An 11,250-nucleotide genomic window follows, 5' to 3' on the forward strand; every position below is an offset into this window, starting at 1 on the left:
CGCCATGGTGCGGTGCGCAAGTCCCGCAGGGAACTGGGGAGTTGTCCGGCGGGCCCGTGCGGCCCGCCGGAGCGACTACTTCAGGCCGAGCTTGTCGCAGGCGGCCTTGTACTTGGCCGTGCAGATCTCGTCCAGCGTGTAGTACTTCTGGTCGATGACCGTCTCCTTGATGTTCTCCTGCGTGAGGGAGACCACCGGGACGATCACGGACGGGATGCCCTTGTCGGTGCCGCTGTCGACTGTGCTGGTGTCGAGGCCGGCCTCGTCCAGCTTGCCCGTCTTGGCGATCGAGACGGCCATCTTGGCGACGGTCTCGGCCTCCTGCGGGTAGGACTTGAAGACGCTCATGTACTGCTCACCGGTGATGATGCGCTGCACACCGGCGAGTTCGGCGTCCTGACCGGTGACCGGCGGGAGCTTGTCGAGACCGGCACCCTTGAGGGCGGTGATGATGCCGCCCGCCATGCCGTCGTTCGCGGAGTAGACGCCGGCGATGTTGTCCTTGCCGAGGGCCGAGATGGCGCCCTCCATGTTGGCGTTGGCGTTCTCCGGCTTCCACTCCTTGGTGTCGTACTCCTTCCCGATCTTCTTGACCTTGCCGTCGAGGACGGAGTGCGCGCCGTCCTTGAACTGCTTGGCGTTCGGGTCGGTGACGGAGCCGTTCATCATGACGATGGTGCTGTCCTTGGCCTTGTCGCCAAGGGCCTTGAGCAGCGCCTCGCCCTGGGTCTTGCCGACCTCGGTGTTGTCGAACGAGGTGTAGGCGGAGATCGGGCCCTCGGCCAGGCGGTCGTAGGCCACGACCGGGATGCCGGCCTCCTTGGCCTTCTTCACGCCGCTGGCGACGGCCTTGTAGTCGACCGCGTCCAGGATCAGCACGTCGACCTTCTTGGTGATCATCGTGTCGATCTGCTGCGACTGGACGGTCGCGTCCTGCTTGGCGTTCAGGTACTCGACCTTGCCCTTGCCATTCGTGAGCTTGCCGATCTGCTCCTCGATGATGGGCTTGTCGAACTTCTCGTAGCGGGCCGTCTGGTTCTCGGGCAGCAGCAGACCGACGGTGATGTCGTCACCCTTGGTCTTGTTGCCCTTCGACTCGTCGGCCTTGTCGCCGGACTCGGCCGCACTGCCGCAGGCGGCGAGAGAGACGGCCATGGCGGTGGAAGCGATGGCTATGGCGGCACGACGCATACGCGTATTCACTGGGGAAACCTCCCTGACGAGGCCGCGTCGTTGCGGCCGAGGTGGCAGTGAGTCAACTCGGCCCTGTTGCCAGCGTCAAGGAGTTAATACTTAACGAGATGACAACGGTGCCATTCGTTATCTAAGTGAAGGCGGGTGCGGGTGCCTCACGCAGTTCGCCGCCACCGCCCGAAGCCTCGGCCGCCTGGTCGATCAGGGTCGAATCACCCATCTCGCTGAGCGCGAGCGCCAGGGCGCCGAGCACCTCGGCGCGGCCGCCAAGTGCCCCGGGAAGCACGGACAGTTGACGGGCGGCGCTGGGGATGGCGTAGCGGCCCACCGACTCGCGGATCGGCGCCAGCACCAGCTCTCCGGACTCGGCGAGATCCCCGCCGAGCACCACCCGCGACGGGTTGAGCAGATTGCACAGGTTCGCCACACCGCTTCCGATGTGCCGGCCCACGTCCGAGATCACCCGGCGGCAGCCCGGGTCCCCCTCGCGCGCCAGCGCGACGACCTTGTCCATGGTGAGGTCGGTGCCGTGGCTGGACTGCAGCAGCGGCAGGACGTAGCGCGCGGCGGCGAAGGTCTCCAGACAGCCGCGGTTGCCGCAGCGGCACACCGGGCCCGACTCGTCGAGCGTGATGTGCCCGATCTCGCCGGCGGTGCCGCCGGGCCCGCGGTAGATCTCCCCGTTGATCACGAGACCGGCCCCGACCCCGCTGGCGACCTTGATGTACGCGAGGTCCTTGACCCCGCGCCCGCTCCCCCAGACCAGCTCGCCCAGCGCGCCCAGGTTCGCGTCGTTGTCCACGGAGACCGGGACGCCGAGGCGCGCGGAGAGCTCCTGCGCGGGGTTGATGCCCTGCCAGCCCGGCAGGATCGAGGTGGAGCCGAGGGTCCCGGACTCCACATCGATCGGGCCCGGCACGCCGAGCCCCACGCCCGCGACCTTGGAACGGTCCACCCCGGTGGCCTCGATCAGCCGGCTGACCAGGACCTCCGCCCGGTCGAAGCCCTGCGCCGAGGACGCGTCCACGTCGAGCGGTTCGGACTCCTCGGCGAGCACCTGGTGCGCGAGGTTGCCGATCGCGACCCGCAGATGCGTATGCCCGAAGTCGACGCCGACGACCAGGCCCGCGTCCCCGCTGAGCGAGACGCTGCGGGCCCGGCGGCCACCGGCCGATGTGGGGGTGACCTCGACGGTTCCGCCGTCCTTGAGTTCACGCACGATGTTCGAGACCGTGGCCGCCGAGAGGCCCGTCGTCCTGGCGATCTCGGCCTGGGTGAGTGAGCCTGCCATCCGCACGGCCCTGACGACCCGCTCGAGATTGGCCCGGTGCAGCGACGACTGCGACCCCGGAGTCTGCACGACGACCTCCCTTGCCGGGGCCGCTTCACTGAGACCCCGACTCTGTCCAACTCTTGAACTCTAAGCTCAGCCTGATGGGGTGAGCCCCGTCAACCCCTTGAAAGAAAGGGACATGGGCCTCTCCGCGGTGTCACGAACCGTCCACGAGGGCCGGAGCATGCGCCTGTGGGGGCCTGTGAAGTGGTGAAGGACGAGCGCGGGGCCGCTCATCCGATACGCAATCGAGACGTCGTACGGACCCTGCAGTCCGTGCCCCTGCCGTCCGGTCCGTGCCCGGCGTCGCGACAGCGAAAGCGGGCGGTCCTAGGCTGACGTCATGACGACCGTGCAGGTCAACGGGCTGGAGATCGCCTACGACCGGGTGGGCGAGGGACCGCCCGTGGTGTTCCTGCATGGTGCGGGGGACGACGCCCGCCTCTGGCAGCCGCAACGCGAGGCGCTCGCGGACGAGTTCACGGTCGTGGCCTGGGACGAGCCGGGCGCGGGCCGCTCATCCGACCTCCCCGGGTCCTTCGGCCTCGCGGACTACGCGTCCTGCCTCGCCGCGGTCGTGGAGTCGCTGCGGCTCGGTCCGGCGCACATCGCCGGCCTGTCCTGGGGCGGGACCCTGGCCCTGGAGTTCTACCGCCGGTATGCGGACCTCACGACGACGCTGATCCTTGCCGACACCTACGCGGGCTGGAAGGGGTCCCTGCCGGCGGAAGAGGTGCGGGCCCGGGTCGAGGGCGCGCGCCGTACGCTCGCCGCGCCGCCCGGAGCGTTCGATCCGGCCGTGCCCGGGCTGTTCGCCGGTGAGCCGCCCGCCGCGTACGTACCGCTCCTGGACGCGATGGCGGCCGCCGTACGCCCGGAAACCCTGCGGACCCAGCTCGCCCTCATGGCCGGGACCGACCAGCGGGACCTCCTGCCCGCCGTGTCGGTGCCCACCCTGCTGGTCTGGGGAGAGGAGGACGTGCGCTCGCCCCTGGCCGTCGCGCGGCAGTTCCGGGATGCGATCCCCCAGGCCGAGCTGGTCGTGATCCCTGGTGCGGGGCACGTCAGCAGTCTGGAACGGCCCGAGGCGTTCAACCGGGCCGTGCGCGGGTTCTGCCGCGCGCACTCCTGAAGCCGCGGCACACTCGGCCGTGCCCCGTCAGGCGCCCTCCGGCCCCGTCTCCCACCAGTCGCGGTGCCGTGCGTACCACTCGACCGTCTCCTTGAGGCCGTCGGTGAAGTCGATCACGGGGCGGAAGCCGAGCTCCGTTCGGATCCTGGAGTCATCGACCGCGTACCGCAGATCGTGCCCCGGCCGGTCCCGTACGTACGCGACGCGGTCCCAGCCCGCGCCGAGCAGCGCGAGCAGCCGCCCGGTCAGCTCGCGGTTGGACAGTTCCACCCCGCCGGCCACGTTGTAGACGGCACCGGACCGGCCCTCGCGGCGCACCAGGTCGACGGCGCGTACGTGGTCGTCGACGTGCAGCCAGTCGCGGACCTGCCGCCCGTCGCCGTACAAGGGGACGCGTTCGCCGCGCAGCAGCCGGGCCGTGAAGAGCGGGATGATCTTCTCCGGGTACTGATGCGGACCGTATGTATTGGTGCCGCGTGTGATCGTCACGTCGAGGCCATGGGTGCGGTGCTGGGCCAGGGCGAGCAGTTCGGCGGAGGCCTTGCTCGCGCTGTAGGGCGAGCTGGGACGCGGTGGCGCGTCCTCGGCGCAGGCTCCGGCGGCGACCGAGCCGTACACCTCGTCGGTGGAGACCAGGACGACCCGCCGGCCGTGGCGCAGGGCCGCGTCGAGGACGGTCTGGGTGCCGAGCACGTTCGTACGGATGAACGCGGCCGCGTCCTCGATCGACCGGTCGACGTGCGACTCGGCCGCGAAGTGGACGAGGTGGTCGTGACCGGCGGCCAGTTCGTCGAGGAGGCGGGCGTCGCAGACGTCGCCCCGTACGAAGGTGAACCCGGAGGCGGGGAGGTTGGCCCGGCGGCCCGCGTAGGTGAGGGCGTCGAGGACCGTGAGCTCGACGCCGGGAGCCGGTGAGTCGGGCCCCAGGAGCGTACGGACGTAATGGGAACCGATGAATCCGGCGCCGCCGGTGACGAGGATGCGCACGGGGCCAGCCTGCCACGTGGAACGACGACTGCCCGCCGAGGTCGGCCTCGGCGGGCAGTCGGGCGGTCGGGCGGTCCGGCAGGAGACGTCAGCGGAAGGTGCCCTGCGACACCGAACCGGCGATCCGGCGCTGGAAGATGATGTACACGATCAGTACCGGTACGACCGTGACCACGATCGCCGCGAACAACGCCCCGTAGTCGATGCCGTAGACCTGCGAGGACGCGTAGGCGGCCATCCCCTGGGTCAGCACCCAGTTGTCCTGGTCGGTGTTGAGTGCCACCGGCAGCAGGAACTGGTTCCACAGACCCAGGAAGTTGAAGATCGCCACCGCGGCCATGCCCGGCTTGGCCATCGGCAGCATCACCTGGAAGAACGCCCGCCAGTCACCGGCGCCGTCGATCAGTGCCGCCTCGTAGACGTCATGCGGCAGTGACCGGAAGAACGAATAGAGGAAGAACATCGTGAACGGCAGCGCGAACGCGACATAGGTGAGGATCAGCCCCAGACGCGTATTGAGCAGCCCGAGGTTCTGCAGCTGGAAGAACAGCGGCACGATCGCGAGGAAGACCGGGAAGGTCAGTCCGGCCAGCATCGTGTAATAGATCAGCCGGCGTCCCGGGAACTGGAACCTGGCCAGGATGTACGCGCACATCGCGCCAAGCAGCATGACGAGGACCAGGGCGGAGACAACGACGATCACCGAATTCAGGAAGTACTTCCCGATACTGGCGTCGGACCACGCGTTCGCGTAGTTCTCGAACCGCCACGTCTCGGGAAGCGAGAACGGCGACGCGAGGATCTCCTTGGTCGTCTTGAACGACGACACCACCACCCACAGGATGGGCACGATCACGACCACGGACCAGATCGTGAGCATGGTGTGCGAGATCGCGGCGAACCGGCGGTCGCTGCTGTTGGACCTGCTCACCAGCCTCCGGTCGGCCACGAGTTTCCGGTCGGCGGCTGTGGCGCTCACTGAGCACCTCCCTTGACTGCGGCACGCCGAGCCTTGAACCCACGCGCGTTGCTTTTTTCCTCGCCACCACCGGTCAGGCGGTTCACGGCGAACACCAGCGCCGCGAACACCAGGGTGACGACGGCCAACACGACACCCATCGCGGTGGCGTAGCCGAACTGCCCCTTGCGGAACGCGGTGGTGAACAGGTGCTGGCTGATCGTGAGCGTCGAGTTGTCCGGACCGCCGTTCGGCAGCATCGCCTGGACGAAGACGAAGGCGTCCAGCGCGGCGATGCCGAGGTAGATGTACGCCGTCTGCACGCTGTCCCGGATCGACGGCAGGGTGACCGAGATCGTCATACGGAACCGGCCGGCGCCGTCGATCCTGGCCGCCTCGTACAGCTCGGCGGGAACTCCCTTGATCGCGGCGATGAAGAGCACCGCGTAGAACCCGACGAGGCCCCAGACGAACACGAACATCAGGGAAGGCATCGCCGTCGACTTCTCGCCGAGCCAGGCGAACGCCTCCATGTCGAGGCCGAGCCCGTTGAGGATGCCGTTGAGCAGGCCGGCGTTCGGGTCGAACATCTGGGCCCAGATCAGACCGACGATGATCGCCGGTACGACGTACGGGAAGAACGAGATGATCCGGTAGAACGAGGCTCCCCGGATACCCCGGACCGGCCCCTTGCTGGGCCCGCCCAGCGTGACGGCCACGGCGACCCCGAGGGCGAGGGTCAGCGTCACCAGCGGTACGACGGCCGCCAGCAGCGCGACGTTGCGCAGCGCCTTCAGGAAGATGTCGTCCTCGAACATCTTGGTGAAGTTGTCGAGACCGACGAAGTTGTAGTCGGGGCTGTAGCCACGCCAGTCGGTCATCGCCCAGTAGATCGCCTGCAGGAACGGATACAGGACGAACGTCGCGAAGACCGCCACGGGTATGCCGAGGAACGCGAGGTAGAACGTCACCCGGTCGAAGGTGAGCTTGCGGCGCCGAGGACGCCCGCCGCGGGCGGCCGACGTGAGCCGGCCGCCCGTGGCATCGGTTTTGGTGATCGTGTCACTCATCGCGCTGCTAGCTGACCTTGATCTTCTCGATGGAGTCGTCCTCGCGGATCTTGTCCGAGATCTTCTGCAGAGCCGCGATCAGACCCTTGCCGTCGATGTCGCCCGAGAGGAAGGAGTTCCACGGCACCAGCTGGTCCGTGTTCATGCCGTACGCCTCGACGAACGTGTAGTTGAAGATGTTCTCGCCGGCAGCCTCGAGCATCGTCGTCTGCGAGACGAGGGCCGTGGAGCCGTAACCGTCGGCGGGCACCGTGCCCTTGACGATCGTCGGGGCGAGCTTCGTCTTCGAGAAGTTGGCGGCGGCCTTCTCGGACAGCATCGCCCGCAGGACCTCCTTGCCACCGGCCGGGTTCTTGCCCTGCTTGGGAACGATGTAGGGCTCGCCCGCGGCCGCACGAAGCGCCTCGTAGGCGATCTTCGGCTTGTCGGTGAGCGTCATCGACGGGAAGCCGGTCATCTGGAAGTCGTCCTTGGTGGCCTTCTTCATCTCGTTCTCGATCCAGCCACCGGACGGGTAGAGCAGCGCCTTCTGGTCGTTGCTCCAGATCGCCTGCGCCTTCTGGAACTGGGTTCCGGAGCCGCCGGGGACGAACATCTTCTCCTTGACCATCTTCTCCATGACGTCGACGACGCCCTTGACGGCCGGGTGCGACCAGCAGTCCTTCTCCAGGTTGCCCAGCGCGATCCGGACCTCGTCGCCGCCCTCCTTGATCGCCGAGTCGATCAGGAGCGTGCGGTAGTAGGTCGCGGCCTCCTTGCCGTGGACGAAGAGGTACTTGCCCTTCTCCTTGGCCTTCTTGCCGAGCTCGTACGCCTCGTCCCACGTCTTCGGCGGGGTCCAGCCGTTCGCCTCGAACAGGGTCTTGGAGTACCAGACCGCGTAGACCGTCATCACGTAGTTGAGCGCGACGAACTTGTCCTTGAACGTGCCGGGGTCCTTGACGCCGGGGTAGACGATGTCGGCGATCTTCTTGCCCTCGTAGGTGTTCGCCTCGAAGACGTCGTCGAGCTCCTCGAGCTGGTCGAGAATGCCCAGGAAGCCGATCTGGTCCTCACCGGAGTTGTCGATGAGGTCCGGCGGGTTGCCGCCGACGAAGCGGGGCTGGAGCTGCGGGGCGATGTCGACGACGGGCTTCACGTCGACCTTGACACCGGCGATCTGGCTGCCGATGACGGTGTTGGCGAACTCGACGTAGTCGACACCGTAACCGCCGTCGAAGATGGCCGCCTCGACCTTGGAGTTCTTGGCGACACCGAACGGGTTCTTGGCCGAGGCCTTGCCCGTCGGCTTCTTCTCGTCGTTGCCCGAGGAGGGAGAGCCGCACGCCGTCGCCATGGACGCCGTGGCCGCTGCCGCGATCGCGCCGCGCAGGAACATGCGCCTGTCAAGAGACCCCTTACGAGTCGTCATCTCTGCATCCTCACTGATCGATTCGGTCTTCGTGGTTTCAGCCGGAACAGCGGAATCCACCTGCGTACGCGAACAGCTGAAGCTGTAAGTGCTGCTGCATTTATTGAGGGGGGTGAACTGTTGACGCTGGGACTTTTCAGCCCTTCGCTCCCCCCGCCTCGCACCCGCTTCCGCAGGATGCTCGGACGCCGACAGGTATAGTCCACTTCCCTTCAAGTGGGCAAGATCGAATGCAGATTGGATGTCAGTCTTTCCTGAGTTGAGACCTCACTGACATCGAGCGCAGTGAGCGCCCAGCCGCGGAATGAAGCATTCCGGAGTCGTTCCCCACGCCCCACCAGCGCGTACCGTTCAACGGCGGGTCAGAACCCGCCCCGGTGCAGTCGCCCCTCATAAAGCGCCTCAAGCTTCGCGTTGCGTTCGAAGCCGCCCGGGAGGTTCGCGGAGATGTAGACGGGGACGTCGTGCCCTTCGGCAAGAAGGAGAGCGACGGCTTCCGCGACCACCATCTGGGCCAGGGTCGAGGACGTGAGCGTGGAGACGCCGCACAGTCCGCCACCGCCCGGGAGGGGAAGGATCGCGTCGCCGGAGGGGGCGCAGTTGTCGAGGACCGCGTCCGCCAGATCGGCGAGACGCTTGCCGCTGGGGTGCAGCGCAGGGACCGAGTTCGTGTGCGCCATCGACGTGATCGCGACCAAGGGGTGCCCCTTCTCGGTCACCAACTGGGCCAGGTCCACGATGGAGTTGTTGACCCCCGAGTTGGAGATGATCACGAAGAGGTCCTGCGGGCGGGGTGTGTTCAACTCATAGAGCCTGGCGGCGAGCCCGGGCCGGCGTTCGAGCAGCGGGTCGTCCAGGACCGCGCGGTCCTCGCCGCCGAGCAGCACGAGCTGGGCGAGGCCGATGCGGTTGGTGGGGACGAGGCCGCCCGCGCGCCCGGAGATCTCCAGGGCGGTGGCCTGCGAGTGGCCGGTGCCGAAGGCGTGGATGACTCCGTCGGCCGCCACGCAGTCCGCGAAGAGCCGGGCCGCCGCGCGCACCGCGTTCTGGTTGGCGTCGATCGCCGCGTCGAGGGAGGCACTCGCCTCGTCCGCGAAGAGGCGCGCGCTGATCCGCCCGGCGTCCTGATGGTCGGTGACGGCCACGGTTTCCCACTCTCATCGTTCGGTTGACTGAACCAGAGTTCATTGAAATCACTGAAACGATGAACCAGCCCTGCTCAGTGCGTCAAGAGTCCCGCCAACGCCACCGCTCCCGCACCGCCGTCCCGAACGGCCTCCATACGAAGGCCCATCGACTCCACGCGCACGGCGAGCCGGGCGGCCAGCGGCCCACCGGGACCGATCAATCCCCCGGTCGCGACGAGCAGTTCACCGGGCCGCGCATCCAACGCGGTGAGCTTGTCGGCCAGTTCGTCGGCCGCGTGGTCGAGGAGCGCGAGAGCCGCCGGATCGCCGTCGCCCGCCGCCTCGGTCACCAGCGGACTCAGCGCCCCCAGGGCGGCCGGCGGCCGCGCGTACGCCCAGTTCGCGATCACGTCGCGCAGCCGGTGCCGTTCGGCGGGCGAGGCGTCGAACCCCACTCCGCCAGGGGCGATCCGCTCCAGGACGCGGTCCACGAGCAGCCCGCCCGGGCCGCGCCCGTCCACCGCCCACAAGGCGGCGCGCACGGCTTCGCGCCCGAGCCAGAAGCCGCTTCCCTCGTCGCCGAGCAGCCAGCCGTGCCCGTCCACGACATCGACGCTGCGCCGTCCGCCGATCCGCGCCGCGGTCGCCCCGGTGCCCGCGATGAGCACGAGCCCGTCCGCGGGTGCGCCCGCGCCGGAGGCGAAGGCGACCTCGGCGTCGCCGTACACCTCGATCTCGGCGCCCGCGGAGCCCAGTTCCGCCAGGGCGCGCGCCACGCACGAGGCCGCCGCGACGCGCCCGCGTCCCGGGCCGCCGCCCGCGAAGCCGCCGGCCACCGCGGCCACTTTGCCCCGCAGACCGGCCGGTACCGCGGCGGTCATGGCCGCGCTCAGGTGCCGTACGAGATCGTCCGGCTTCACCGACAGCGGGTTCCCGGGCCCGCCCTCGCCCGTGCCGATCAGGCGGCCCGTCGCATCCGCGCAGTAGGCGCGGGTCCGGGTGCCTCCGACGTCGAGGCCGAGCAGCACGTACCGGTCGGGGGAAGCCGCCAGGTCGTGGTTGATGGATTCACTCAGCACAGTTCATTGTGGTTGCTAGATTTGGGCCCTGGCAAGAGTCTCCCGCCGTCGCGGTCCTGTACGGAATCGAGTCGCCCACCGTGATCACCACCCTGATCCAGTCCGAACTGCCGCGCCTGACCGCCTCGTTGCGCAAGGTCGCCGAGCAGGTGCTCGCCGACCCGGCGGCGCTGGCCCACACCTCGGCGGCGGACCTCGGCCGGCGCACGGGGACCTCCCAGGCCACGGTCACCCGCTTCTGCCAGGCGCTCGGCCTCGATTCGTATCAGGCGCTGCTGCTCGAACTGGCCAAGGAACAGGGGAGCTTCGACCGCGGCCGGCCCGAGCGGGGCCGTCCGCTCGGTCCCGACATCGGCCCCGACGACTCCGTCGACCAGGTCATCGACGTGATCGCCCACGCGGACATGCAGGCCCTGCGCGCCACGGTCGAGCGTCTGGACCGCGCCGCGCTCGACCGGGCCGCGCACGCCCTCGCGAAGGCCCGCCGGATCGACGTCTACGGCGTGGGCCAGTCCGGCATCCTCGCCCGCGAGGCCGAGGCGCGGCTCTTCGGGATCGGCTGCCAGGCCAGGGACTGGGGCGAGGTGCACGCCGCGGAGACCTCGGCCTCCCTGCTCACCCCCGCGGACGTGGCCATCGGCCTCTCGCACTCCGGCCGTACCCGCGAACTGCTCGGCCCCCTGCGGCTCGCCGCCGAGCGCGGGGCGACCACGATCGCCATCACGTCCGATCCGCGCTCCCCCGCGGCCCAGTCCGCGGACATCCACCTCACGTCGGCCTCGGGCGAGACGAGTTTCCGGCACGGCGCGTTCGGCACCCGGCACTCGGTCCTGCTGATCATCGACTGCCTGTACGCGCGGGTCGCGCAGCTCTCGTACGAGCGCGCGACCGCGTCGATCGCCCTGACGTCCCACATCCGTGACGAGCACGCGGCGCGGCCGCGTCGGCGGTAAGCGCGC

Annotated in this window: 10 protein-coding genes; 2 read left to right on the forward strand and 8 right to left on the reverse strand. The window is 68.8% G+C overall.

Features of this window, described 5'->3' with window-relative positions; all coding sequences use genetic code 11:
* Positions 1–75 precede the first annotated feature (75 nt).
* The gene (locus ACIBI4_RS24310; protein ID WP_399206381.1) at positions 76–1,191 is read right to left on the reverse strand and encodes a sugar ABC transporter substrate-binding protein; all 1,116 of its coding nucleotides are present in this window, start codon (positions 1,189–1,191) and stop codon (positions 76–78) included.
* Between the two features lie 133 nt (positions 1,192–1,324).
* Positions 1,325–2,554: an ROK family protein gene (locus tag ACIBI4_RS24315; protein WP_399206122.1), complete on the reverse strand. Its 1,230-nt coding sequence runs from the start codon at positions 2,552–2,554 to the stop codon at positions 1,325–1,327.
* A 316-nt stretch (positions 2,555–2,870) separates the two neighbouring features.
* Between ACIBI4_RS24315 and ACIBI4_RS24320 the strand changes: the two genes are divergently transcribed.
* Positions 2,871–3,659, forward strand: a complete 789-nt coding sequence (locus tag ACIBI4_RS24320) for an alpha/beta fold hydrolase (RefSeq protein ID WP_399206123.1) — start codon at positions 2,871–2,873, stop codon at positions 3,657–3,659.
* 27 nt (positions 3,660–3,686) lie between these two features.
* Here ACIBI4_RS24320 and rfbB read toward each other — a convergent pair whose 3' ends face one another.
* The 6 genes from rfbB to ACIBI4_RS24350 form a co-directional block, all read right to left on the reverse strand.
* Positions 3,687–4,646, reverse strand: a complete 960-nt coding sequence (rfbB, locus tag ACIBI4_RS24325; RefSeq protein ID WP_399206124.1) for a dTDP-glucose 4,6-dehydratase — start codon at positions 4,644–4,646, stop codon at positions 3,687–3,689.
* Positions 4,647–4,734: 88 nt separating this feature from the next.
* On the reverse strand, positions 4,735–5,625 hold the full coding sequence (locus ACIBI4_RS24330; RefSeq protein ID WP_399206125.1) for a carbohydrate ABC transporter permease: 891 nt from the start codon (positions 5,623–5,625) through the stop codon (positions 4,735–4,737).
* A complete protein-coding gene (locus tag ACIBI4_RS24335; RefSeq protein WP_399206126.1) occupies positions 5,622–6,674 on the reverse strand; it encodes a carbohydrate ABC transporter permease in 1,053 nt (350 codons plus the stop codon). The genes ACIBI4_RS24330 and ACIBI4_RS24335 overlap by 4 nt, the downstream gene beginning before the upstream one ends.
* Positions 6,675–6,681: 7 nt before the next feature.
* On the reverse strand, positions 6,682–8,085 hold the full coding sequence (gene ngcE / locus ACIBI4_RS24340; protein WP_399206127.1) for an N-acetylglucosamine/diacetylchitobiose ABC transporter substrate-binding protein: 1,404 nt from the start codon (positions 8,083–8,085) through the stop codon (positions 6,682–6,684).
* A gap of 362 nt (positions 8,086–8,447) precedes the next feature.
* Positions 8,448–9,230 (reverse strand): sugar isomerase domain-containing protein, encoded by a 783-nt coding sequence (locus ACIBI4_RS24345; RefSeq protein ID WP_399206128.1) that lies wholly within the window; start codon positions 9,228–9,230, stop codon positions 8,448–8,450.
* 74 nt (positions 9,231–9,304) lie between these two features.
* Entirely contained in the window at positions 9,305–10,291 is a 987-nt protein-coding gene (locus tag ACIBI4_RS24350; RefSeq protein ID WP_399206129.1) for an N-acetylglucosamine kinase, read from the reverse strand.
* Between the two features lie 80 nt (positions 10,292–10,371).
* Between ACIBI4_RS24350 and ACIBI4_RS24355 the strand changes: the two genes are divergently transcribed.
* The gene (locus ACIBI4_RS24355) at positions 10,372–11,244 is read left to right on the forward strand and encodes a MurR/RpiR family transcriptional regulator (RefSeq protein WP_399206130.1); all 873 of its coding nucleotides are present in this window, start codon (positions 10,372–10,374) and stop codon (positions 11,242–11,244) included.
* Positions 11,245–11,250: the final 6 nt, after the last annotated feature.

Source organism: Streptomyces sp. NPDC050418 (assembly GCF_044458745.1).
Taxonomy (GTDB): Bacteria; Actinomycetota; Actinomycetes; order Streptomycetales; family Streptomycetaceae; genus Streptomyces.

Bases quoted from the DNA above. Each gene is read 5' to 3' on its own strand.
- ACIBI4_RS24310 (WP_399206381.1), bottom strand. From the start codon at position 1,191: ATGCGTCGTGCCGCCATAGCCATCGCTTCCACCGCCATGGCCGTCTCT.
- ACIBI4_RS24320 (WP_399206123.1), top strand. From the start codon at position 2,871: ATGACGACCGTGCAGGTCAACGGGCTGGAGATCGCCTACGACCGGGTG.
- ACIBI4_RS24335 (WP_399206126.1), bottom strand. From the start codon at position 6,674: ATGAGTGACACGATCACCAAAACCGATGCCACGGGCGGCCGGCTCACG.
- ngcE (WP_399206127.1), bottom strand. From the start codon at position 8,085: ATGACGACTCGTAAGGGGTCTCTTGACAGGCGCATGTTCCTGCGCGGC.